The organism is Nostoc sp. DedVER02 (assembly GCF_034530675.2).
Classification (GTDB): domain Bacteria; phylum Cyanobacteriota; class Cyanobacteriia; order Cyanobacteriales; family Nostocaceae; genus Nostoc.
This window is the reverse complement of the sequence record NZ_JAVRCP020000054.1, coordinates 1-25,768: the sequence shown is the minus strand read 5'-3', so window position 1 is coordinate 25,768 and position 25,768 is coordinate 1. Positions and strand designations below refer to the sequence as shown.

Annotated in this window: 18 protein-coding genes and 2 pseudogenes; 7 read left to right on the top strand and 13 right to left on the bottom strand. The window is 40.9% G+C overall.

The window, feature by feature from the left end; genetic code table 11:
• Nucleotides 1–204: 204 nt before the first annotated feature.
• A complete protein-coding gene (locus RMZ41_RS29440; RefSeq protein ID WP_322640672.1) occupies nucleotides 205–336 on the bottom strand; it encodes a hypothetical protein in 132 nt (43 codons plus the stop codon).
• Nucleotides 337–355: 19 nt separating this feature from the next.
• On the opposite strand from RMZ41_RS29440, the gene RMZ41_RS29435 reads away from it, so the two are divergent.
• Nucleotides 356–967 (top strand): hypothetical protein, encoded by a 612-nt coding sequence (locus tag RMZ41_RS29435; RefSeq protein ID WP_322640686.1) that lies wholly within the window; start codon nucleotides 356–358, stop codon nucleotides 965–967.
• A 156-nt stretch (nucleotides 968–1,123) separates the two neighbouring features.
• Here RMZ41_RS29435 and RMZ41_RS29430 read toward each other — a convergent pair whose 3' ends face one another.
• On the bottom strand, nucleotides 1,124–1,492 hold the full coding sequence (locus RMZ41_RS29430; protein ID WP_322640671.1) for a Dethiobiotin synthetase: 369 nt from the start codon (nucleotides 1,490–1,492) through the stop codon (nucleotides 1,124–1,126).
• A 212-nt stretch (nucleotides 1,493–1,704) separates the two neighbouring features.
• Between RMZ41_RS29430 and RMZ41_RS29425 the strand changes: the two genes are divergently transcribed.
• The 4 genes from RMZ41_RS29425 (at nucleotide 1,705) to RMZ41_RS29410 (ending at nucleotide 6,202) form a co-directional block, all read left to right on the top strand.
• Nucleotides 1,705–1,941 (top strand): hypothetical protein, encoded by a 237-nt coding sequence (locus RMZ41_RS29425; protein WP_322640670.1) that lies wholly within the window; start codon nucleotides 1,705–1,707, stop codon nucleotides 1,939–1,941.
• Between the two features lie 552 nt (nucleotides 1,942–2,493).
• Entirely contained in the window at nucleotides 2,494–2,739 is a 246-nt protein-coding gene (gene psaC, locus RMZ41_RS29420; RefSeq protein WP_012411495.1) for a photosystem I iron-sulfur center protein PsaC, read from the top strand.
• A gap of 392 nt (nucleotides 2,740–3,131) precedes the next feature.
• Nucleotides 3,132–5,012: a glutamine--fructose-6-phosphate transaminase (isomerizing) gene (gene glmS, locus RMZ41_RS29415; protein WP_322640669.1), complete on the top strand. Its 1,881-nt coding sequence runs from the start codon at nucleotides 3,132–3,134 to the stop codon at nucleotides 5,010–5,012.
• A gap of 341 nt (nucleotides 5,013–5,353) precedes the next feature.
• Nucleotides 5,354–6,202 carry a sterol desaturase family protein gene (locus RMZ41_RS29410; protein WP_322640668.1) on the top strand — a complete coding sequence of 283 codons (849 nt, stop codon included), beginning with the start codon at nucleotides 5,354–5,356 and terminating at the stop codon, nucleotides 6,200–6,202.
• Between the two features lie 175 nt (nucleotides 6,203–6,377).
• Here the strand turns inward: RMZ41_RS29410 and RMZ41_RS29405 are convergent, their stop codons facing one another.
• The 6 genes from RMZ41_RS29405 to RMZ41_RS29380 form a co-directional block, all read right to left on the bottom strand.
• Entirely contained in the window at nucleotides 6,378–6,872 is a 495-nt protein-coding gene (locus RMZ41_RS29405; protein WP_322640667.1) for a DUF427 domain-containing protein, read from the bottom strand.
• A 96-nt stretch (nucleotides 6,873–6,968) separates the two neighbouring features.
• Nucleotides 6,969–8,306 (bottom strand): 5-histidylcysteine sulfoxide synthase, encoded by a 1,338-nt coding sequence (gene ovoA / locus RMZ41_RS29400; protein WP_322640666.1) that lies wholly within the window; start codon nucleotides 8,304–8,306, stop codon nucleotides 6,969–6,971.
• Between the two features lie 332 nt (nucleotides 8,307–8,638).
• Nucleotides 8,639–9,613, bottom strand: a complete 975-nt coding sequence (gene egtD / locus RMZ41_RS29395) for an L-histidine N(alpha)-methyltransferase (RefSeq protein ID WP_322640665.1) — start codon at nucleotides 9,611–9,613, stop codon at nucleotides 8,639–8,641.
• 533 nt (nucleotides 9,614–10,146) lie between these two features.
• On the bottom strand, nucleotides 10,147–10,296 hold the full coding sequence (locus tag RMZ41_RS29390) for a hypothetical protein (protein WP_322640664.1): 150 nt from the start codon (nucleotides 10,294–10,296) through the stop codon (nucleotides 10,147–10,149).
• A gap of 37 nt (nucleotides 10,297–10,333) precedes the next feature.
• Nucleotides 10,334–12,490, bottom strand: a complete 2,157-nt coding sequence (locus RMZ41_RS29385; protein WP_322640663.1) for a polyribonucleotide nucleotidyltransferase — start codon at nucleotides 12,488–12,490, stop codon at nucleotides 10,334–10,336.
• Between the two features lie 726 nt (nucleotides 12,491–13,216).
• Nucleotides 13,217–13,762: an N-acetyltransferase gene (locus tag RMZ41_RS29380; RefSeq protein WP_322640662.1), complete on the bottom strand. Its 546-nt coding sequence runs from the start codon at nucleotides 13,760–13,762 to the stop codon at nucleotides 13,217–13,219.
• Between the two features lie 124 nt (nucleotides 13,763–13,886).
• On the opposite strand from RMZ41_RS29380, the gene RMZ41_RS29375 reads away from it, so the two are divergent.
• Complete coding sequence (locus RMZ41_RS29375) at nucleotides 13,887–18,554, top strand: SNF2-related protein (RefSeq protein WP_322640661.1); 4,668 nt, start codon at nucleotides 13,887–13,889, stop codon at nucleotides 18,552–18,554.
• A gap of 585 nt (nucleotides 18,555–19,139) precedes the next feature.
• Here RMZ41_RS29375 and RMZ41_RS29370 read toward each other — a convergent pair.
• Nucleotides 19,140–21,722, bottom strand: a pseudogene (locus RMZ41_RS29370) (beta strand repeat-containing protein); the annotation flags it as partial.
• A gap of 606 nt (nucleotides 21,723–22,328) precedes the next feature.
• Between RMZ41_RS29370 and RMZ41_RS29365 the strand changes: the two are divergent.
• The gene (locus RMZ41_RS29365; protein ID WP_322640659.1) at nucleotides 22,329–23,165 is read left to right on the top strand and encodes an SWIM zinc finger family protein; all 837 of its coding nucleotides are present in this window, start codon (nucleotides 22,329–22,331) and stop codon (nucleotides 23,163–23,165) included.
• A 132-nt stretch (nucleotides 23,166–23,297) separates the two neighbouring features.
• Here RMZ41_RS29365 and RMZ41_RS29360 read toward each other — a convergent pair whose 3' ends face one another.
• The 4 genes and pseudogenes from RMZ41_RS29360 to RMZ41_RS29345 all read right to left on the bottom strand — a co-directional run.
• Entirely contained in the window at nucleotides 23,298–23,945 is a 648-nt protein-coding gene (locus tag RMZ41_RS29360) for a Uma2 family endonuclease (RefSeq protein ID WP_322640658.1), read from the bottom strand.
• Between the two features lie 21 nt (nucleotides 23,946–23,966).
• Nucleotides 23,967–24,152: a PCP reductase family protein gene (locus tag RMZ41_RS29355; RefSeq protein ID WP_322640657.1), complete on the bottom strand. Its 186-nt coding sequence runs from the start codon at nucleotides 24,150–24,152 to the stop codon at nucleotides 23,967–23,969.
• Between the two features lie 130 nt (nucleotides 24,153–24,282).
• Entirely contained in the window at nucleotides 24,283–25,674 is a 1,392-nt protein-coding gene (gene psbC / locus RMZ41_RS29350) for a photosystem II reaction center protein CP43 (RefSeq protein WP_322640656.1), read from the bottom strand.
• Nucleotides 25,658–25,768 (bottom strand): annotated as a pseudogene (locus RMZ41_RS29345) (photosystem II D2 protein (photosystem q(a) protein)); the annotation flags it as partial. The gene psbC and the pseudogene RMZ41_RS29345, both read right to left, overlap by 17 nt.

Genomic DNA, 25,768 nt, shown 5'->3' with positions numbered 1-25,768 from the left:
CGATAAATTTACTATCACCAACATCCTAAATTTCTTTATGTATAGTTCCCCAAAAATCAATACCTCAAACATAAAAGACAAAATTTTCTACATATTGTTCGAGGTTTTATCTTCTTGTGGATAGAATCACACTTTCTTTAGTAAGCGGCGTTCCTCCCACCACCTTCATAACACGATGATGATAGTGACTCTGACGCTCAATGCTCATGATGCTCTATGACCTGCTAACGCCAAGGGAGAAGATTCGGCTTCGCTGGGCGATCGCTGCGACCTATTGAAATAATCTTGCTGAAAAACGGGAAGACTATGGTTATTCCCTAATAGGGAAGTCTCCATGAAAGTCGTGAATAGAAAAATGCTCAATAAATCTCTGCTTAATTTTTTAATTTTGCCTATTTCTTTAGTTCCCTGGTTGTCTATGGGAATACTGGGTAATTTCCAAGCCAATGCTTTACCAGGGCAAAGTACAGAGGAAGTAGGCACTTGGATCAAAGCACACCCCACACTCCAGCCGAGGAGTGGGGAGAAATTATTTGTGCAAAAGACTGATACCGCTGCTCAAAGATTCACTTTTCAAGCGTCGGTATTGCCCCCTGGTAGGGTGGAATTTTCTAAAGACCGTGGCACAATCCGCAGCGAGCGTATTTCTATGTATGATGCCATTAACGGTATGACATTTGCGCGTCTCCAAGAATCCTTGCGGGTGATTTATGGTTTGGAGATTTATCAAGACTACGATCGCGCCCAAGTTGTGTACGAGTATCCTAACCAGAAGGTGGTTAACTCGGCGCGTCTTGCCAAAACTCCGATTCGGGAGGCTTTAAAGGGAGAATTACGAGTAGGCGATCGGTATGTATATTGGGTGGAAGTTGCCCAACCCAAGACTGGTAAAGCTTTTACCGGTCAAATGACGGTTTTGCTCAAAACTGACTTAGACAAATTAGAAAGGGAATTGCAAATTCGGTAATGGGAATTGAGAATTGAGAATTGAGAATTGAGAATTGGGAATTGGGAATTGAGTATAGTTATTCTCCTTGCCTCCTTGTCCCCCTTCTCCCTGCCCCCTTGCTTTTTCCCCATCTCTCTGATCCTTTGATCGTTTAAAGGTTATTGAAGTGGTGTTCTATACTTTGCCAAAGCTTATAGGAGCTAGGGTTTGCCATATACCTGAAAAGATACTTTCAGAGGCTAAGGAAATTCGTACCAAATCTTCCTTTAGTAGTGGTGGCCAATCTATGCCAGCTTTACGCCCTGCGGCAAATAGCTGTTGTGCCTTAATGCTTAACTGATAAAGGGCCAAAGCCAGTTCTCGGTCTAGGGTCTTTGCATCTTTAAGGGCTTCAAACACCACTTTTAATGCCAACAAAATTGAGGTGATCTGACCGGGTACCGGCGGTTTACCCTGTTTCATACGCATTAACAGCGCATCTGGGTTTTCCTCGGTTGTAATTGTCTGATCTATGAGGAGTTTCCGGGCTGTTTCGTAATTCATGTAGTCAGTTTAGCGTACATTTTGCTTCAGCAGTAATACCTAATTAAAAAGTCATATAATTGGCTTCTAGTTATTTATAGCAATCTCATTTGATTTGTGAAAAGATATGCTTGGGGAAATAATGGAGAATTTGCGATTCTCTAGGTTAACCAGATAGACTGACATATAATCATATCTTTGAAAAATACGCCACGCTTGGAATCAGAAGCAAAATGATATCACTGAATTTACTAGAAATTGAGCGTTCTATCCTTGCCTTGTCTGTGGAAGAACAACTTTGGCTGCTAGAAAGCATTGCTCGACAAATCCGAGAAAGTGAGTATAAAAAAGAGCAATTATTTGATACTAAAAATCCTGAACAAGAATTTGAAGTGATGGTTAGTGAGCCGGTAATTCCATTAGAAATTTCTGCAATCAATGATGAATTTGCAATTTCTGAAATACTTTAATATCTAACAGTAATGAGGATGAGTTTGACAAATTTAAAAAGTTAAATATACAGCTTTTATAAATTCTCTCGTTTTTCTCGTTCCCAGTCTCTGGCTGGGAATGCCTAATGAGGGTAGTGTTGCCTTTTGACTTGCAGCAGAGCTATCAATGTCAAAGCATTATTTGAATTGTTGATCTATTGTCAAATTTGTTACTTTAACAAACTCAATAAATATAGTATTTTTTTACAATTAAATTTAGGATTACTATAGTTGCTAATCAATAGATACCATACATAATTTCTGCATTTATTATTGTAGATTTCTTTTTATTTCATTTATCTTTACTAGTAGACACTATTATGGTAGAGGCTAGGGTAAATACGCTCATCTGATGTTGCTAATTAATAAGACAACAGGGACAATCCTGAAAAAACAACTTATTAAGGGTACTCATTACATTGTTTGAAGTTATGTAGCCTTTTGATTACGGCCTATCAACCACTGCGGTAAACTATGCGTTGATTATGATTCTTTCGCAGAGAAGAACACTCGGAAGGAGCGGTTTTTTCAATGTCTCATACCGTAAAAATCTACGATACCTGCATTGGCTGCACCCAATGCGTCCGCGCTTGCCCTACTGATGTACTTGAGATGGTTCCTTGGGATGGCTGTAAAGCTGCTCAAATTGCCTCTTCACCCCGTACAGAAGATTGTGTCGGCTGTAAGCGCTGCGAAACCGCCTGTCCCACCGACTTTTTGAGCATCCGGGTCTACCTGGGTGCTGAAACAACTCGCAGTATGGGTCTGGCTTACTAAAAAGCTAGTGCCGAGTGCTGAGTGCTGAGACAAAAAGAAGTAAATCAAAAAAGCAATTTCTTGATTCTTCTCTCAGAACTCGGAACTCGGAACTTAAGACTTTGAAGTGTGTCAATAGCAAGCAGCTTTAGCATCGTAGAGTGGATACTAGCCGCTTTACGAAATCTTAATTTTAGATTGGGAATAAAAATCTCTGGGTACTTAAATCCTAGAATCTGTATTTGTACTGTCAGGTCAAAAGCTGACGGTGAATCTGCTTTAAAAGCTCAAAATCCATAACAATACCTAGTGGTAGAGGGAGTAATATTACTCCCTTTTTTCTTTACAAAACGTCGATTTTTTGCCAAACACTATACTGGATTTAATCATCCTGAAAAAAAGTGGTGTGAACAATGTGCGGAATTGTTGGATATATAGGCACTCAAGCGGCGACAGACATTTTACTGGCTGGGCTGGAAAAACTAGAGTACAGGGGCTACGATTCTGCTGGAATCGCCACTGTTTGGGAAGGTGAAGTTAATTGTGTGCGGGCAAAGGGCAAACTGCATAACCTGCGTTCTAAATTAGAACAAATAGAAACCCCCGCCCAGATTGGTATTGGTCACACTCGCTGGGCAACTCATGGTAAACCAGAAGAATACAACGCCCATCCCCATTTAGATACGGCAAAGCGAGTGGCGGTAGTGCAAAATGGCATTATTGAAAATTACCGCGACTTACGCGAAGAACTCAAAGCAAAAGGACACCAGTTTGTTTCTGAAACTGATACTGAAGTAATCCCCCATCTCATAGCCGAATTTTTAAAGCATATTCCCCCCTCATCTTCCTCATCTCCCTTTTTAGAAGCAATTCGCCAAGCCGTTAACCATTTGCAAGGGGCATTTGCGATCGCAGTTGTTTCTGCTGATTACCCCGATGAATTGATTGTTGTCCGCCAACAAGCGCCCTTGGTGATTGGTTTTGGGCAAGGGGAATTCTTTTGTGCATCTGACACGCCTGCGATCGTTGCCTACACCCGTGCAGTGCTACCTCTGGAAAATGGCGAAATTGCCCGCCTCACACCATTGGGCGTTGAGATTTACAATTTTGCTGGCGACAGGTTGAAAAAACAACCCCGGCTGCTCAACTTCAATCCTGCACTGGTAGAAAAGCAGGGATTCAAACACTTCATGCTCAAAGAAATCCATGAGCAACCAGGGGTAGTAAGAGCGAGTTTAGAAGCATACTTTAATCCAGGTGAATCTACTGAATCGCCAATCAATCTTGGTTTACCTGCGGATTTCTACACTGATTTAGAACAAATTCATATTGTCGCCTGCGGTACAAGTTGGCACGCAGCATTAATCGGCAAATATTTACTCGAACAATTAGCAGGAATTTCAACTCAGGTACATTACGCTTCTGAGTATCGCTATGCACCATCACCCGTGACGGCTAACACCTTGATCGTTGGTGTTACCCAATCAGGTGAAACAGCCGATACCCTAGCAGCTTTGACGATGGAAAAAGAACGTCGCCAAGGGAAAGAACCCAAATATCAAGCGCGACTATTGGGTATTACCAATCGTCCTGAAAGCAGCCTTGGTCATCTAGTCCCCCATGTCATCAGTACCTTAGCGGGAATTGAAATTGGGGTAGCAGCGACAAAAACTTTTACTGCTCAACTCATGGCGTTTTATGCTTTGGCATTAGATTTAGCGGCTCGTCGTCAGGCAGTTTCAAAAGACACATTAGATAAAATTATTAACGGGTTGCGGCAAATTCCCAAAGAAATTGAGGCGACTTTGGCAAATCAAGAAAGTTTAACCGAACAGCTAGCCCACGAATTTGCTGAAACCAAAGATTTCATTTTTATAGGAAGAGGAATTAACTTCCCCATTGCTTTGGAAGGGGCTTTGAAATTAAAAGAAATTAGCTACATTCACGCTGAAGGGTATCCGGCTGGCGAGATGAAACATGGCCCGATCGCACTTTTAGATGCGAAAGTACCAGTAGTTGCGATCGCAATCCCTGGTAGTGTGTACGAAAAAGTTATTTCTAATGCTCAAGAAGCCAAAGCTAGAGATTCTCGCTTAATTGGCGTGACTCCCGTCAACGATGGCGAAGCTGCGGAAATCTTTAACGATCTTCTTCCCGTCTCTCATGTAGAAGAATTACTTTCTCCGATTTTGACAGTAGTTCCTTTGCAATTATTGGCTTATCACATTGCCGCCCGTCGCGGTTTGGATGTCGATCAGCCTCGGAATTTGGCTAAAAGTGTCACTGTAGAGTAATATTTTTACAGCGCTTAATCCTGAGTGCTGAGTAATTACTAGCAAGAAGATTACTCAGTATTTCCGTACTATGGTAAAAGCCCCGCCCGCAAGTGTCGCGGAATCTTTTTGTATGGAGTTGGTTGATACCCCGCCCCTTGTGGGCGGTCTTTTAACTCAGCACTTTTCATATAACTTTATATAAAAATGGCTTCTGAAAAACTTGTATTTTTTGCAGAAGCCATTTTTATTAGAAATTTTTATGGGTATAATAAATTCATTTTCAACTAAGTAATCTTTGCTTAAATTCGCACTAAAGTATAAAATTATCCAAATATATATTTGTACAACGTGTTTATACTATGGAAAAACCTGTAAAAATTTTTGATTTCTGTTTTGAGGTTGAATTTTATCTAAAAATTGCTATTAGTTGCACAATTGTTCAACAGATATTGTCCTGGCTGTTGCACAATATTGAACTCAACTTTATAACTCAAGTAATTTTTTACTGGCTAGTTGGTTCTGTGTCATTTTATAGCATTGGTCTATTCATAGAAAAAGTAATTAAAAACAATGATATTTGGACAGAAAAACTGAATGTGAGGGTTAAAAAAGTCAAAAAACAACCATTTCCCTCTTTTACTGCAAAAGGCATAATTATTGGGGAAATTAGAAGTTTGATAGCAGCTTTAATAATTCTTTATCTAGCACCAGAGGTAAATAGAGGAAATAGCTTGCTACTAAATTTTGAATGGTTCTTGATGAGAATAATTTTTGCTGATTTATGTTTTTACGTTTCCCATTTCCTACTTCACAGAAAATTCTTACATAAAATACACCTAAAACATCATGAGTTTGCCGACTCATCAAGTTTTGTCGCTGGACATAAGAGTTTGACTGAATATATTATTGTTACTATCACAGACCTTTTGCCTATCTTTATATTTGGGTATGATATAACCCAGTTATGTGCTTGGACTATTATAGGCAATGCTTACAATCTAGAAGGCCATAGTTCATTATCAATATTCTTTGTTCCATCAGATTTTCACGATCTTCACCACAGTTGTTTCAAGAAAAACTATGGTATTCAAGGATTTTGGGACAGGTTATTCAACACACTAAATTCTCCTACAAAGAAGCTAGGAATAATGTTTCCTATAGCTTATTTGGAGCATCTCACCATCAAGTCAACTAATACTTTAGATTGAGAAATTTAAATCTATAAAACTCCTCCCCTGATTCTTGGGGAGCTAAGATAAGGCATAGTTTAGCAAATGTTAATTGCCAATAATCTAGAAATTATAACTAGTTATCTAAACTTGATATTCAAGAGGCAAAATTGTCAACAAATTCTGACTCTTGATTCTAATTCTATGTCAAAAATTACCACCCCATTGTTCCTGGACTACCTTTAAATGGCCCAACAATATCAGCAGTAATCCATCCTCCGTAGAAATCACCGGGTTGAGACATAACTAGCTCATCATTTACATAACAAGCATCCATTAAACTAGGGTAAAAAGCATAGTACTCTTGAATAGTTACAAAATCAGGTGTAGGGTCAAAATATCGCCAAGCAGCGTTATTTATATACTTATCACCAATGCTAATATCATAATATTGACACTTACCTTTCCATTCACACCAAGTTTTTTTAGGTGTTTCTATCAGATATTCTAGTTTAATGTCTTCTGAAGAAATGTAGTAAGAAGGAGGGTGACTAGTTTCTATGACTCTTTTAGCTTTACTTGTTTCTGCTAAAACAACATTATTAACAATTATCCGAATTGATTTGTTGCTATCTTCTAAACGAGCCGGACGCGGATAATCCCAAACTGACTCTTGACCGGGTTGTGGAGGAATAGGATTTGGTTTCATAGTTAATAGTTTCCTGCTTTTATGTCTCTAAAAATTGCTATTACTGTAACTATTAGTATTCTGAAAAACTTGTTTTTATAAAACCTCATGTTAGCCTTAATGCTTGATATCTTGAACAATTCTAAAACCAGCGTGTTGATAAAAATTGGGGCGGAACCAGTTACGGTAATATTTTAAAGCTTCTGTACCGTTAGTTATCCAACACCCTCCTAACATCATCTGATGTTTAGTATCAAAAAATATAGCAGAATTATCTTCGTAAAGATAATGAGGCTTATATCCCAATAAAGGATTTAAATGATCGCTCAAATGTTCCCAAACATTACCACGTAAATCGTATAATCCAGAATAGCTTTTAGCGCTTTCTAGCATTCCTACTGGACTAGGTGAGCCGAATTTTAAATTGACATTGTAATTGTCTACATCTTCTAACAAACCACTACCATAAGTTGCTAAATGATATTCGGCTTCACTCATTAAACGAGTATCTTTCCCTTGCCAACAACAGTAAGCCATTGCTTCATAATGATTGACTTCTACAGGCCAATCTAAGGGTAAGTCGATTTCATCAAACATGGCTCGATACTTGTAGCTACCATTTTCAGGTATCCAAAATTTGGGATATTTGATGTTGTTTTCAGTTTTCCAATGCCAAGATTCGTTATCCCAATACGCTTGATTTTCGTAGCCACCAGCCTTGACAAAATAAATAAAATCTGCATTAGTAATCAGATATTTACTGGCTAGAAAAGGTACAACTTCAACAGTGCGATCGCCATAATCAATATCCCACCCATAGGTCGGATCGTCAAAGGCTTTGCCGAGTTTTACTACCTCACCCGCAACTTGTATCATTTCGTTTTGAAGAGTGTAACCATTAAAAGGAGCGTATTGCCAGTTTGGGGGGCGTTTTACTCTCTCTATTGGTAGTTGGCGAATTAACATCGAAGAGGTTTCAATATGAATACGCTGGTGTTCAATCCCCATAATTAAAGCCCAAAGGGGATGATGGGGATGAATTGGTAGAGTAATTGGGGTAGTTTTAATAACTTCGGAAATTACAGAATGTGCTTGTTTTCGATATTCCCAAGTTTGTTTAACTTGCGGCCATTCCAAATGTGCGATCGCTTCATTTAATTCCTCTGGTATCTCTGGATCGACTCCAATTTCAAACAGGATTTCATAGTCGGGATTGATCCTTTTTTCTAATAATCCAACGGTAATTAACTTGTTGATATAGAAAACAGCCGAATGTCCTAAATAAAACATTAGAGGATTTCTCAGAGGATCGGGATTTATATAGAATGTATCATCCCCAATCAGGCTATTCATCAAAGTATCTTCTAGTTGCCAAGCATTCTCAAAGTAATTGAGAATTGCTTGAGAATTACAACTATCAAGTTTTGGAGGTCTAGCAGATTGTAAACTATTCATGCGTGTCAATTAATTGATTTTTCGATGATAGAAGAGTAAACTATTTTGATTAATTAGGGTATTAATGACCCAAAGTTTTTTAAATTATAGGGTGATTGCAAACTCGGTTTATACTTCTCTGGGCTGGTTTTTAATTTCACGTCGAGAAAATAAATATCCATGAATAAATACCACTTACTTAAGTATTGAGAAATGAATATACCCTAGTTTGGGTAATGCCCACTTGCTTTAAGTAAGTGCCATTTATGACAAAACCGTAAGCTTTATCGGTTAGCGTTTAAAGCCTAATTTATGGATATATCTATTGAAATTAAATTCTAGGGAAGCAAAATTTAAGCTTGACAAAGAATTAACCCAAACCACTGTTTAGGATCTGTCCAAGTTTTCAGTGTCTTAAGTCCGTGTGTCTCCAGTTGTTTTTGCATATTTACTAAATCAAACTTACGAGAAATTTCGGTGAGAATACTTTCTCCATCTGCAAAGCTAACTTGGAAATCTAAAGCTTGTAGAGATACTTCATGAGTCTTTTGGCAATGCAGATACATCTCAATTTGGGCATCGCTTTGATTATAAATAGCTTGGTGAGTGAATAAATTGAGGTCAAAATCGCCTTGAAAACGCCAATTTAAATGGGAAAGTATATTTAAGTTAAAAGCAGCCGTTATTCCCTGACTATCGTTATAAGCTGGTTCTAAAATTTCCTTGGGTTTTTGTAAATCAATCCCCAAAAGGAAGTAGTCACCTGCTTGTAAAGCCCTGGTAATTTGGCTTAAAAAGTTATCGCATTCTTGTGGGTTAAAATTACCAAGAGAACTGCCTAAGAAAAAAATCATCCGTGATGATGCAAATGTTGTTTCTAGCTTCGTCAATGCTTGTTCGTAGGTTCCTATTAATCCCTCGACAAATAAATTTGGATATTTTTGTTGTAGTTTTAGTACGCTAGATTTAAGGATTCCATGACTAACATCAATGGGTACATATCTACAGTAGTTGGTAATTTTTTGGTAGGCATCTAACAAAAATAAGGTTTTTGTAGAACTGCCACTACCTAATTCTATCAGTTCACAACCACCTGTTATCTGAGCTATTTCATCGGCATATTGTTGCAAAATCCATGCTTCTGTTCGTGTTGGGTAATATTCTGGTAATTCACATATTTTTTCAAAGAGTTCCGAGCCGTAATCATCGTAAAAATATTTAGGGGGTAAGGTTTTGGGAGTTTGAATTAATCCTTGAATTACATCTTCACCTTCATTGTTGAGAGCTTGATAATGCTCATTAAGAATTTTGAGAGATGTTGTTAGCATTATTTCAATATCCTTAGTTTTGAATTTAAGTATTTAATATGACATATTTTAGTATTTCATAGCAAGGTTTATATTTCAGTAATTCATACTGAATAAAATACAAAATATACGTCGATTTAGCGTAGTATAGATGTGCTTTCCTAATTTAATATTAGTTGATTTATTGAATAGTGAGCTAATAAGTATGTCGCTAGGAATAAACACAACTATATTATTAAAGGTCAACCTCTTGAAACTATCACTATTGAACAATTACAAATGACAAATCACAAAAATCGTAACTTAGTTTTATTTATGCAAACTTATAGTTAAGTTAAAAATAATTGCATGTTTACTAGCGATCGCAAAGCCAAAAACACTTTTATTTATTTTTGTTTAAAATACAGTAAACGCGATAAATTGCCACAGCAGACGCGATAAATCGCTACAGCAGACGCGATAAATCGCCGTCTCTACAAGTTGTCATATAGATAACTGAGCTTTAGAGAAATATGATTTGTATTAAAATACAAAAACTGTCTATGTTTTATTTTCTAAAATTTCAATAATCTGCGATCGCCTGACTCAAAGGTTAAAGGTGCGTAGTTTACCGCCGTAGGCATCGCCATATTCACTGTAAATTTATCTAGAGCAGTTGGGCAACTAATTAGAGAAGCAAACAGCGATGCCTTCACAGTAGGCATCGCGGATTTTAGATTTGATCTAAAATCCCAAATCGAGTTATCGATTCACCGCCGCCGCTTCTCGTGCTGCTGCTGCTTGATCTGGGTGGATACCCAAGCGGGTGAGATTAATCCGACCTTTGTTATCAATTTCCCGCACTTTGATAATCACTTCATCGCCCACTGCTACTTCATCCTCAACTTTGCCAACGCGGTAGTCAGCTAGTTGTGAAATGTGGATCATCCCTTCTTTCCCAGGCAGAAATTCCACAAATGCACCTATGGGTATAATCCGAGTAATGCGTCCTGCGTAGACATCCCCTTCGTGTAACTTGCGGGTCATGCCTTGGATGATGTTTCTAGCTCTTTTAGCCTTGTTCTCATCCACAGCCGAAATTGTCACCGTGCCATCATCTTCGATATCAATTTTTGCACCAGTTTCTTCGGTAATCCCCTTAATAGTCTTACCACCGGGCCCAATTACCAAACCAATCATGTCTGAATCAATCTTGATTGTTAACAGACGTGGGGCGTAAGGTGAGGTTTCAGTCCGTGGCGTGTCGATGCAGGCGAGCATTTTCTCCAGAATATGCAACCTAGCTGCTTTGGCTTGGTGGACGGCTTGGGAAATAATATCCAACGACAAACCAGAGATTTTCATATCCATTTGCAAGGCGGTTATTCCGGTATCCGTCCCCGCAACTTTGAAGTCCATATCGCCCAAAAAGTCTTCAATGCCCTGAATATCAGTGAGGATTCGCACTTCGTCCCCATCTTTAATCAGACCCATTGCTGCGCCACTGACGGGTTTGAGTATTGGTACACCAGCATCCATCAGGGCGAGGGTGGAACCGCAGACTGAACCCATTGAGGTGGAACCGTTGGAAGAAAGTACTTCTGATACGATGCGAATCACGTAGGGAAATTGTTCTTTTGACGGTATCACAGGTAGGAGCGATCGCTCTGCTAATGCCCCATGACCGATTTCACGCCTTCCTGGAGAACGCATTGGCTTGGTTTCCCCGACTGAAAACGGCGGGAAGTTGTAATGATGCAGATAACGTTTATGTTGGTCTAACTGCATATCATCGTTGAGGTTTTGGGCATCCCCCGGCGTACCCAAAGTACAAGTAGATAATACCTGAGTTAGTTCTCGGTTAAACAAACCGCTACCGTGGACTCGCTTTGGTAAAACACCAACTAAACAAGAAACACGACGCACTTCGTCAAGTTTACGACCATCAACGCGAACGTCATCTTCGATAATTTGCCGCCGCATGAAGTACTTAGTAATATCTTTAAAAGTGTTACCAAGTGCCTTGCTATTTGCAGTTGCGGCAACTCGAATTGGATCTTCTTCAGGAAGTTCCTTAATCGTCGTGGCAATTTCATCCTTGACGACATCTAAAGCGGCATCGCGTTCGGGTTTGGTGTAATTAAATTGAGACAGGATTTTTTTTATCTGGCTGCTAGCGCGATCGCGGATATAATTTTCTAGCGTCTGGTCTACCTCTGGTGGTGCTTCTTGCACTATTACTAGACCCAGTTCTGCGACTAAATCTTGCTGCGCTTTGATTAAATCCCGTACTGCTTCATAACCAAAATCAATCGCCTCGATGATATCTCGTTCTGGCAACTGATTGGCTCCCGCTTCCACCATGATTACGCCATCTGGTGAACCGGCTACTACCAGATCCAAATCTCCGGCTTCAATTTCTGCATAAGTGGGGTTAATAATGAAATCATCTCCCACTAAACCAACGCGAACTGCTGCCATTGGCCCATTAAAAGGAATCTGAGCCATCAGGGTAGCGATGGAAGCGCCTGTAACTGCTAGTACATCGGGTGGAACTAACTCGTCCATCGATAGCGTTAAGGCGATAATTTGCAGATCATCCCGTAGCCATGAGGGGAACAAAGGACGCAGGGGACGGTCTATGAGACGGCTGGTGAGAATTGTTTTTTCTGGTGGACGACCTTCGCGCCGCATGATCCCGCCGGGAATCCTACCAGCTGCATATAGCCTTTCTTCATAATCTACTGTGAGGGGAAGAAAATCAATGCCTTCTCTGGCTTGCGATCGCGTAGCTGTCACTAAAACGGATGTGTCCCCTGATTCTATCAAAACCGACCCACCTGCCTGGGGAGCTAGTAAGCCTACTTTCAGTCGAATATCCCTTCCATCGAAGGATATTGACTTATCAACTTCTGCCATTCAGTTCTTTTTCCTTCTCTTTCGCTATTCTCTTTCTGTGGCAATCCTAACATTTATGCACTAGGGCTGACTTCTAGTACATACAAAGATAGAGAACTGCTTCTTAACCCTGTGAGGTAAAGTTTTGACCTTTCTCCTAAGAGAAGCTACGGTGTACACACAAATCTGAAGTTGCTCAAGAATCTGGGTTTTACCCTAATCACTGCTTAAATTCAATAAACGACCACCCGAATTCAATAAACGACCACCCGAATTCAATAAACGACTACCCGAATTCAATAAACGACTACCCAAATTCAATAAACGACTACCCGAATTCAATAAACGACTACCCAAATTCAATAAACGACTACCCAAATTCAATAAACGACTACCCAAATTCAATAAACGACTACCCAAATTCAATAAACGACCACCCGAATTCAATCTTACCAAGGGTGGATTAAGGGGAGTAATGTAACTTGTGTATACACGTAGTCTAAGAGAAGAGGGGCTTTGAATTTTTCCCCTTCCCGACGTGGCAAGGGAGTTGTACCAATTCACAAAAATTCTGATACAAATGATTTATCTTTAAATTCTTTCTCCCTGCCCCCTGCCCCCTGCTCCCTGCTCCCTGCCCCCTGCCCCCTGCTCCCTGCCCCCTGCCCCCTGCCCCCCTGCCAGTATTAGGGAGTTAGATTTGCCTGCATACGTGTACCTTACCGAATTGAAAATGGCTATAAGTCATCAACGCAAAGCACGATACATCATTAGCGCGTCTACTACTTGTTCATCCCCTAGCTTCGCTGCACGTGGGATTCGTCCAATAATCTCAAATCCTAACGATTGCCAAAGGGTAATTGAAGGTATATTAGTTTCAAAGACCAAATTGAACATTACTGCCTCGTAGCCAAGGTTTGCTGCTATCAAGAGCATCGCCTCCCCCATGAACCGCCCGATACCCTGACCGCGTAACTCAGGTTGTACAATAAAACCAGCGTTGCAAATATGGCAACACCGACCGGGGAAGTTTGGTTTTAAATAAAACGCCCCTAATATTTCTTTTGGCTTGTGTGTACCATCCTTACCAGATGTCCTGACAACAAAGGCATCTTTACTTAACCAGTAAGTTGAAAATTCTGCCGGAGATAGAGGTTGCTTTTGGGGATAAGTTTTACCTTCAACAATTACAACATTTAATAATGCTCTTACAACCTCCTGTTCTTGAGGATGCATATAATCTAGTTCTACTGTTATGTTGTTTTTTATAACTGTAACTAAGGGAAAATCCATTATTAATAATGTTTATACATAATAATTATTTAAAATTATTATAAATGCTATTGACAAGATGTAATCATTAGAGTTTTTGCAAGTTTAAATTATTTAATTTTACGAAAATCTGAGTAGTTAGCAAATGGCGATTTTACACGGTAATTGGTTACTCAAAAATCAAAAGGGTTGTTTATTTATTTGGGGAGAAACATGGCGATCGCCACGAGCGAATTTTGACCCTAATGGATCTGAAGATATTCCAGTACATCCATTGGCAATGACATCGGTTGAGTTGAGTGAATGGTTAGTTTCCCAAAAAATGGCGATTACTAACTTTATCCAAAAACCTCAAGTTGCGTTCGCCCCTGGCGTTGGCGGAGCCATCGCAACTACTGGACGAACACGTAAAGCCGTCAGTACGACTGAGATAAAGTTACCAACGCATTCGCAAATCATTGCGCTACCAACTCATATCTCTGAAAACAATGCAGAAGGAACATCTGCAATTTTCCCCGTACATTCTGCCAGCTTGGGATTAGAAACAGACTCCCCACAATATTTACAACCTTGGCAAGTTGAGGGTTTTTGTCTCAACCCCAGCGAAGCGGTAAAATTTCTCGCTGCTATTCCTCTAAATGCTGCAAAAGGAGAAGATGCCTTTTTAGGAGGAGATTTACGTTTTTGGTCGCAAGTTTCCCGATGGAGTTTAGATTTAATCTCGCGGTGTAAGTTTTTACCAAGAATTGATAGACAATCAGATGGTGCGTTTGCTGGTAAATGGCAAGTACTTTTAGACAGTGCTGTAGATGGAACTCGGCTAGAAAAATTTTCTGCGGATATGCCGTTGGTTTGTCGCACATATCAGGAGGGAGTAGGGACTGGGGAGGAGTTTTCTCAATCGCTGTTCTATGTGGACTTTCCGATTGAACCTCAAGAATTACTTTTAGGATTTCTCAACAGTACGATAGATGCCCAAGTGCGAGAAATGGTGAGTTCTCAACCTCCAATTGAAGCTAAAGCGATCGCATCTTTACCAATTGCGGTGCGGCAGTGGTTGCAAGGTTTAATTAGTGCATCTGATTCAGTTAATGCAGATGCAAATGAAATAGAACGATTAGAAGCGGCACTAAAGGCTTGGACGATGCCGCTACAATACCAATTAACTCTTAAAACTCTATTTCGTACCTGTTTTCAACTGCGTTCTCCAGAGTCAGGGGAAACAGATTGGACATTGGCGTATTTTTTGCAAGCGGCTGACGATCCTGAATTTTTGGTGGATGCAGCAACTATTTGGAACAATCCAGTTGAACGATTAGTTTACGAAAATCGGACAATTGAGCAACCACAAGAAACGTTTTTGCGAGGTTTGGGAGTAGCGTCTCGATTGTATCCTGCGATCGCACCGAGTTTTGAAACCGAATATCCCCAATCTTCTCGTCTTACCCCCATCCAAGCTTATGAGTTTATCAAAGCTGTAGCTTGGCGGTTAGAAGATAGTGGTTTGGGAGTAATTTTGCCTCCCAGTTTAGCGAACCGCGAAGGATGGGCGAACCGTTTGGGTTTAAAAATTACAGCCGAAACCCCAAAGAAAAAGCAGGGACGTTTAGGGTTGCAAAGTCTATTAAATTTCCAATGGCAATTGGCAATTGGTGGGCAGACTATTTCCAAAGCCGAGTTTGATAGACTTGTGGCTTTAAATAGTCCGCTAGTAGAAATTAACGGCGAGTGGGTGGAATTGCGTCCTCAAGATATCAAAACAGCCCAAACGTTTTTTACCACTCGCAAAGACCAAATGGCGCTTTCCTTGGAAGATGCCTTGCGTTTTAGTACAGGAGATACCCAGGTAATTGAAAAATTACCAGTAGTCAGCTTTGAGGCATCTGGCGCATTGCAAGAGTTGATTGGGGCGTTAAGCAATAATCAGGCGATCGCGCCTTTGCCCACACCAGCAGCCTTTAAAGGACAGTTGCGACCGTATCAAGAACGTGGTGCTGCTTGGCTGTCCTTCTTGGAACGTTGGGGTTTAGGTGCGTGTCTCGCAGACGACATGGGACTCGGTAAATGCGTAGCGAATAATACACTCATAGATGTAAATGGACTGTTACGCACAGCCGAGACAATCTGGACAAATCACGCTGGAAAAACAGAATTTGATGGCGAGGGATTTTGGGCTAACCCCACAGAAGAATTATTAGTTAATTCCATAGATGAAGAAACTGGCAAAATCGTCCAAGCTAATGTTAAACGGTTGTATCGCCAGCAAGTCTGTGAGAAATTACGAAAAATCACCCTGGAAGACGGTAATAGTATCACTATCACTCATCGTCATAAGCTGCTAACAAATAAAGGTTGGACAAATAACTTACAGGTGGGTGATTACGTTTGTGTACCAGGTAAAACGCTTTGGAATGGAGAACCACAAGACCCTGATTTAGTCAAGTTTATCGCTTGGCAGATTGCCGAAGGACATGAACTATCCGATGTGGGAAGAGTCACAATATCTCAAAAAGATACCAGAGTATTAGAAGATTTACTCCAGATTTGCCAACGTATTAAAGAGCGCTATAACCTCAAAATTAACAGCCCTAATATCTCTACTTTCCCTAACAGAGTTTCTGCTCTTCGAGTTAACAGCCAAGCCTATCGGGAATTCTTAGAAGCTAAAGGTTATGTTTGGGGTAAACTATCGGCAGAAAAATCTATTCCGCCCTTCATTATGCAGGCAGACTTAGATAGTGTGCGGATATTTTTACAAAACTATTTTGATGCTGAGTCTGCTGTTGTTTTGAGCATGGGAAGTATTGAAATTGCTACAGCTTCAGCTTTACTAATTCAGCAACTTTCTGCACTATTGCGACGCTTCGGTATTTGGTTGCGAATATCGCCTAAGCTGAAGTGTGCCACTAATGGAACTCGTACTTTTCGCACCTACCATATAGGTGTAATTGGTGGAAATTCTGCCCGTAGATTTTTGCAAGAGATTGGGTTTAATAACTCAGAGAAACAGCATAAATTAGAACAAATTTGTCAACTAGTTAACAACACAAATATTGAAGGAATTCCTGCGTCTGATATTGTTGCCCAAACAGTCAGATCAACCAGACTACCGTTGCGGCATTTTGGGATGCACAACACTGTTTATATTAATGGCTCACAGCAATTTTCTCAAGATAGTTTACAGCGAGTAATAGCTGGGATAAGCCGCATGATTAGTGGAGAAGCCCAAAAGGAATATCAGCTACTAAAACCTTCAAAGTGGACAACTCAAACTTTGTCAGCTTATAGCAACCTAGATGTAGAAGAGTTGAGCTTAACCAGACAGTCTTTGCAATGCCTTCTCGATCGAGAAGTCTTTTATTGCCGGATTGAGGCTATTGAAGATGTGGAGTACGAAGGGTGGGTTTATGACTTTGAAGTTAGCAAACATCACAATTTCGTTGCTAACAATATTATCTGTCATAATACTGTCCAATTCATTGCCTTTATGCTGCACTTGAAAGAACAGGATGTCCTCGAAAATCCAACTTTATTAGTTTGTCCAACTTCGGTTTTAGGTAACTGGGAAAGGGAAGTCAATAAATTTGCACCAAGCCTGAAAATTTTACAATATCATGGTGACAAACGTCCAAAAGGAAAAGCGTTTTTAGAAGCAGTCAAAAAACACGATTTAATCGTCACCAGTTACTCACTTCTGCATCGAGATATCAAGTCATTAGAAAGTGTCTCTTGGCAGATAATTGTTTTAGATGAAGCCCAGAATGTGAAAAATTCAGAGGCAAAGCAATCAAAAGCAGTACGCCAATTACAAGCAACGTTTCGCATTGCATTAACGGGGACACCTGTAGAGAATAGACTACAAGAATTATGGTCTATTTTAGATTTTCTCAATCCAGGGTATTTAGGCAATAAGCAATTTTTCCAGCGTCGGTTTGCCATGCCAATTGAAAAGTATGGAGATACGGCTTCTTTGGGTCAATTACGTTCATTAGTGCAACCATTTATACTGCGGCGATTGAAAAGCGATCGCGACATCATTCAAGATTTACCAGATAAACAAGAAATGACCGTATTTTGCGGTTTAACTGGTGAACAAGCTGCACTTTATCAACAAATTGTAGAACAATCTTTAGTGGAGATAGAATCTGCTGAAGGATTGCAACGTCGGGGGATGATTTTGGCTTTACTAATCAAACTCAAACAAATCTGCAATCATCCAGCCCAATATTTGAAACAAGCGACATTAGAGCAACATAATTCAGCTAAACTTCTGCGGCTAGAAGAAATGTTAGAAGAAGTTTTAGCCGAAAGCGATCGCGCTTTAATCTTTACACAATTTGCAGAGTGGGGTAAATTACTTAAACCCTATTTAGAAAAACAGCTAGGGCGAGAAATATTCTTTTTATATGGCAGCACCAGCAAAAAACAACGTGAAGAAATGATCGACCGTTTCCAACACGACCCCCAAGGGCCACCGATTATGATTCTTTCTTTGAAAGCGGGTGGTGTAGGACTGAATTTAACCCGAGCCAATCATGTATTCCACTTTGATAGATGGTGGAATCCAGCCGTGGAAAATCAAGCCACAGATAGAGTATTTCGGATTGGTCAAACCCGGAATGTGCAAGTACATAAATTTGTTTGTACAGGCACTTTAGAAGAAAAAATTCATGACATGATTGAAAGTAAGAAACAACTAGCTGAACAAGTTGTAGGTGCTGGTGAAGAATGGTTGACTGAACTGGATACAGATCAACTTCGCAACTTACTAATACTCGATCGCAATGCAGTAATTGATGATGATGCAGAATAAGTTCGTAATAACGTAAAAACTAGAAAGACTATTTGTGTCGCAAGCGATTGAGATATTGCTATGGATGAGTAGTATACTTTACAACTTAAAATTTACGCAAAAATACATACTTTAGAAGCAATTCATGAGTTGCCCCTACGTGAAAAGAAAGGTTTTAGCTATTGTTTAGAAGTTACGCACTGTACAAATTAATCATGGTATGCATTTACGAAAATAAGTTGTTTCAGGCTTTTATTAATTATTTTTTGATGGTAAATCACCTGTAATGTAGGGGCACAGCACTGCTGTGCCCTTACGACAGATATAGTTTTTCAAAAAATTCATATTTAGTATTTTATGTTAATGCGTAAGTCCTATTGTTTACGTAAGTCCTACAACTTTTCAAACATCCTCTTGCATAAATCAAAAATAAAGAACCCCACCCCGCATTTGCTTACACAAACGCTCCCCTCCCCGTTTACGGGGAGGGGTTGGGGGTGGGGTGCTAGGGACTTTTGCAAGAGGTCTATTAGAGCAATCGAATGCGAGACGCTAAAAATAGCACCTCGCAAACCGTACAGCTTGGTAATGCCATGCTTATAAAGATTAAACAATCACAAAATTATCTTCGCTTAGTGACAATCCAGCACTGAGTTGTGCAAATTTTACCTGAGTAAACCCAGATGCACTACCATCAAGGTCAAAGAAGAGTCCACCTGTAGCGCTGTTGTAGATAAATCGCTGAGTGCTAGAGGTTGCAGATGTTCCGACGGTAAACTGACTTGTCTTAAGTGAAGGTGTTGACAACCCGCCACCAAAACCAGCAGCCGATACCTGAATCAGTTCATTAGTGGCGTTAAAGTCATAAAGATTATCAAGTCCTTCATTGAAACTATTAAAAGCAAAGGTATCAGTACCATCATTTCCATAGAGGGTGTCATTACCTTTTCCACCTGTGAGGTAGTCATTACCCAAACCACCATAAAGAGTGTTATTGCCTAATGCCTCATAGGTGGAGAGAGTATCATTGCCATCACCTCCAGAGAGTAGGTTCTTGCCTGTTGAATAATCAACAATTAATTTATCGGCACCAGCGCCACCGTTGAGGGTGTTATTGCCTGAGGCTCTGCGATAGCCTCTTTCTTCGCCGACATCAACATATTCGTAGCCAGAGGCGGATAGATAATCATTGCCATTGTCTCCAGAGAGCAGATTATCGCCTGATGAATAGTTAACATTCAAGTTATCGTCACCAGCACCACCCTTAAGGGTGTTATTGCCAGTGGTGTTCTGAGAAGATATTCCTCGGGTAGGGCCGTAGGTAGAGCCGGAGAGAGAATCATTGCCATCGCCTCCAGAGAGCAGGTTATCGCCTGTTGATTGATCGACATTCAAGTAATCGTCACCAGCGCCACCATTAAGGGTGTTATCACCAGAAGGATTGCGGCTGTAGTTGCCAGAGGCAAAAAGAGAATCATTGCCATTGCCACCATCGAGTAAGTTATTGCCTCTTGATATATAGTCAGCATTCAAGTTATCGTCACCAGCGCCACCGTTAAGGGTGTTATTACCATAGGCACCATAGACGGAGAGAATATCATTTCCATTACCTCCATCCAGTAGGTTCTTGCCTTTTGAAAAGTCAGCATACAAACTATCGTCACCAGCACCACCGTTGAGGGTGTTATTCCCAGACACCTCATCGCCATAGCCCTCACTGCGTTCAGAGGCGGAAATATAATCATTGCCATCGCCACCATCCAGGAGGTTATCGCTATTTGAAAGTTCAACCCTCAAGCGATCATCACCAGCACCACCGTTAAGGGTGTTATTGCCAGATACCACATTTCCTTCGTAGGTGTAGGTGCCAGAAAATGAGAGAGAATCATTGCCATCGCCACCATCCAGGAGGTTATCGCTACTTGAAAGTTCAACCCTCAAGCGATCATCACCAGCACCACCGTTGAGGGTGTTATTCCCAGATACCACATTTCCTTCGTAGTTGTAAGTGCCAGAAACTGAGAGAGAATCATTGCCACCGCCACCATCCAGGAGGTTATTGCCTATTGAATTCTCAGCATTCAATGTATCGTCACCAGCACCACCGTTGAGGGTGTTATTCCCAGACACCTCATCGTCATAACCCTCACTGCGTTCAGAGGCAGAGATATAATCATTGCCATCGCCACCATCTAGGAGGTTATCGCTATTTGAAAGGTCAACACTCAAGCGATCGTCACCAGCGCCACCGTTGAGGGTGTTATTCCCAGATACCACATTTTCTTCGTAGTTGTAGGTGCCAGAAACCGAGAGAGAATCATTGCCAGCGCCACCAAAGAGCAGATTATTGCCTATTGAATTCTCAGCATTCAATGTATCATTACCAGCGCCACCGTTGAGGGTGTTATTCCCAGATGCCACACCGCTGTAACTGTAGGTGCCAGAAACTGAGAGAGAATCATTGCCATCGCTACCAGAAAGCAGATTATTGCCCGCATCGCCAATGAGAGTATCATTCCCTGCACCACCAATGAGAGTATCATTTCCCGTACCACCGCGCAGCAAGTCGTTGCCACTCTTGCCGTCAATTTTGTCATTCCCGCCCTGACCATTAACAACATCATCTGAATCGTCTAAACCCGTAATGTTATTAGAGAGATCATTGAGGAAAGTCACCGTGTTCTTGATGCCCAGACTAGTATCAGTGGAGTTGGCATCGAGGACATTAAAGCTGTCGGTAATGCTAGTTTGCCCATCAAACAGGATATTGCCAATAGCTGGTCTTGTACCAGAAGCTCTCAGGTTCTCCAAGTTTTCTAATTTGAAGTTTTGCAGAATAACTTTGGTATAACTCCCTACTCCTTCAAAGGTAATTTCTAGATTGTTGCCATTCTGGGTAAGCAGCAGATTTTGGGCAGTCAAGGGATAGCCCTCGAATTTGATGGTATCCACTTTGGCAATAACTGCTGCTGTCGGGTTGGTTCCTTTACCCACGCCACCGAAATCGGTGATGGTATCAGTACCATCGCCTAAATTGTAAATAAATGTATCTTTGTTGCCGCCACCAGTTAAGGTATCGTCGCCCTGGTTAGCTGTGATGATATCGTTGCCTGCAAGACCGTTAATCGTGTCTGCAAACTCGCTACCTACTAAAGTATCATTCCCGTTGTTTCCAATGATATATGCCATAATTTTTACCTAACTAAATCAATTTTTCCAGTGATTTAACTGAACAAGTATGATTAAACCAGTTCGCAATAATGCTCCTTCCTTGCTGACACTGCGCGATCGCAATTACGTTTTGTAACCAATATTTCAATTAGGCATCAAAGCCTATCGCCTGTAGAGGCAGGGAAATTAAATCTACAACTTTGTTAAAAAATCTGACAATTGAATACCTAAAATTCACACTCGATATTTGGTTTCTTGCCAGCGTCTAAGTCCTAATAAGAAAAAATAGTCAAGTGTTATTCGGAAAAGATATTTTTATACCCTCCCTGTTAGCTTCTGTGCGTAGATGTCTAGCTTGAAAATATTAGGACATCTAAATAACCTAACAATGACCATATCTTACCATATTTACTTAGATATCTTTGCCTAAAGATACATCGTTGCATATTCTTTATTTTGATGGCTGGGGTTGAGATTAAAGGCTAATACTTGTTGGTAAAGGACAAAAGCAGGGTAAAGTTATAATTATTTGTCCAAGAAGTGCGATGCCTACGGCGGGATGCGCCTACGGATTGTTTAACCAATCCTCAATCTCAAGTTCCTTTTACTTTGAGCGAAGCAACCATGACCAATTATACTCTTCAAGCAAGTCGAGAATGGTGGTCACAACAATGGCTAGATTTACTAGATTCCTATCGGTTTAAAAAGCGTTTAGAACGTGCGAGAAACTATGCTCGTCAAGGAAATGTTTTGAGCATCGAATTTAAAGGTGCAAAAGTATTAGCTAGGGTGCAAGGTAGTGAAGTAGAACCTTATAAAGTTTCCCTTTCCCTTGAACCTTTTAGCGATGAACAGTGGGGTTATGTAATTGAAACCATGTCCCAAAGGGCAATTTTTGCTGCCAAATTACTAGCAGGAGAAATGCCACAAAACATAGAAGAAGTATTTACAGCTAATGGTCTTTCAATATTTCCTTTTACCCTTGGTGATGTCCATAGTAAATGCTCTTGTCCTGATAAAGCAAATCCCTGTAAACACATTGGTGCATTGTACTATCAGTTAGGCGATCGCTTTAGTGAAGACCCCTTTGTATTATTTCAATTGCGCGGACGCACCAAAGAGCAAATTATCAGCGATTTACGTCAGCTACGTAGTGCAAAGATTCAACCTACCACCACAGAAACGCCCGAGATTCAAGAGTCTATTCCTAATAACAAATACTCGGTAAAAATTGATTCATTCTGGGAATACGATGAGCCGCTAGAGTCATCATTGGTAGTTATTGCGCCATCTACAAGCGAGATGGTATTAGATGTGTTAGGAGCAATCCCCCTAGCGAAGGAAGAAGAAAATGCAGTAAATTCAACTTCGAGTGATGTGGTAATGAAGTATTTGAATACAGTTTACAGAGATGTCAGTCAGAAGGCTTTTTTAGCAGCAATGAATGTGGGAGGAAGCTAATTTGTAATTCGTAATTCGTAATTATGATTCAATACAGTTCAGTTAAGGATTTTTTATTCTCTCTGTGTCCTCTGTGTATCTGCGGTTCGTTCAAAAAATAAAGATTTTTAGTCCTAACTTAACCGTATGAAATTATGATTGACTAGATAGTTCACCTTTTCCGCTTTTTCTTACCCATTCGCGCACCGCTTGACGAATTGCCCGTCTGCCATCTGCCCGATTTTGTTCAATCAGTTTCGGCAGATATCGAATTTCTAAAGTAGGAAACACTAAACTCTTCTCTGACTCGACATATTCCCCATTTTGCAGGTGGTAAATCTTGAGTTCACCGGAGTCATAACACCAGAGTTCTGGTACTCCCAATCGGGCATAAATGGGAAAACGATTTAGAGATTTATTGGTAATATCAATTTCCAGTGCCAAATCAGGCGGTGGGTCTTGTTTCAAATCTAAATCCAATCTACCCCGAACCGCAGCTTCATTCTGGAAATAGAAGCAATTATCTGATTCTACCCCTGCCATTCGGCTTTCTCGCTTCCAGGTAGTCGAACCATAACTTTCATAGTCTATAGCCAACTCTTCAGCGATGTCTTGAACTGCAATACTAATTACCTCTTTGTAATGTTCGTGTTCAAGTAAAGGTGTCATAATTTCTAAAGTGGTGCGATCGTAAGCTAACCTTGCTGACCGATGTCCCAAGTCTTTTAGAAGATTTTCAAACTGTTCCCAGCTAATGTTGTAAAGCATTACTCGGTCTGCTCGATTCTTGGCGACTGTCATTGTTACGACCTCCAGAATGTTTTATTGTCCAAACTCAAGCCTAGCCTGTTCTACCAAATCAGCTGTCACAACCTCTTGATTTGCTTCACGAGCCAACTGTTCAATTCTGGCTCTTGCTTGAGTACGGACAAAAAAGGGAATATTTTGTAACTTTTCTTTAGCTTCAGATGTCCATCGCAAAGTCTCAATAAAATTAGAGTCGCTCATAGTATTAATTACCTTGATAAATTCCTCAATTTAATCAACAGATTACTAATTTTCCTATAAAAAAAGCCCTTGCTTTTATGCAAGAGCTTTTAAATTATTTAGTTGTCAGTGATGAAATAAGCCTTACAACCTAATCTAGGTCGTCCATAAACATCACTGGCTCAGTCTCACGGTTAATTCCTTTCTCAAAACCACCAGCCGCAGCCCGTGCGCGACCAGCGTGCCACAAGTGACCAACTAGGAAGAAGAATCCTAGTACGAAGTGAGAAGTCGCCAACCAAGCGCGAGGAGATACATAGTTGAACGAGTTAATCTCGGTAGCCACACCACCTACGGAGTTCAAAGAACCCAGAGGAGCGTGGGTCATGTATTCAGCAGCGCGACGAGCTTGCCAAGGTTGAATATCGTTCTTGATTTTTTCCAAGTCAAGACCATTGGGGCCACGTAGAGGCTCCAACCAAGGGCCACGGAAATCCCAGAAGCGCATGGTTTCACCACCGAAGATGATTTCACCAGTTGGAGAGCGCATTAAGTATTTACCTAGACCTGTGGGGCCTTGGGCAGAACCGACGTTAGCACCCAAACGTTGGTCACGAATCAAGAAGGTCAATGCCTGAGCTTGAGAAGCTTCTGGGCCAGTAGGGCCGTAAAATTCGCTGGGGTAAACGGTGTTGTTAAACCAAACATAGATGGAGGCAATGAAGCCCATCAACGACAGAGCGCCCAAGCTGTAGGAGAGGTAAGCCTCACCAGACCAGATGGATGCACGACGTGACCAAGCAAAAGGCTTGGTAAGGATGTGAAAAATACCGCCAGCAATACAGATGAAGGCAATCCAAATGTGACCGCCCACCACATCTTCTAAGTTATTGACGCTGACAATCCAACCTTCGCCACCGAAGGGAGACTTGAGTACATAACCAAAGATAACTGCTGGGTTCAATGTCGGATTTGTAATAATACGAACGTCACCACCGCCGGGTGCCCAGGTATCATACAAACCACCGAAGAACATTGCCTTTAGTACCAACAGCAACGCACCGCATCCCAAAATAATCAAGTGGAATCCGATGATGTTGGTCATCTTGTTCTTGTCTTTCCAGTCGTAACCAAAGAAAGAAGAGTATTCTTCTAAGGTTTCTGGGCCACGCACGGCATGATAGATACCGCCAAAGCCAAGAACGGCTGAGGAAATTAAGTGGAGTACACCAACAACAAAGTAGGGGAAGGTATCGATAACTTCACCACCAGCACCAACGCCCCAACCCTGGGTAGCGAGGTGAGGTAACAGGATCAAGCCCTGCTCGTACATGGGCTTTTCAGGAACGAAGTGAGCGACTTCAAATAAAGTCATCGCTCCAGCCCAGAATACAATCAAGCCAGCGTGGGCAACGTGAGCGCCCAAAAGTTTGCCGGATAGATTGATTAAACGCGCGTTACCAGACCACCAGGCAAAGCCGGTAGATTCTTGGTCGCGTCCAGTGCCGCCTAATATATTTGGTCTATTAGAGAGCGTTACCACGTGGTAATACCTCCTCAGGGAATACAAATTGTTCGTGGGGTTGATCTTGAGGAGCCATCCAAGCGCGGATACCCTCATTCAGCAAAATGTTTTT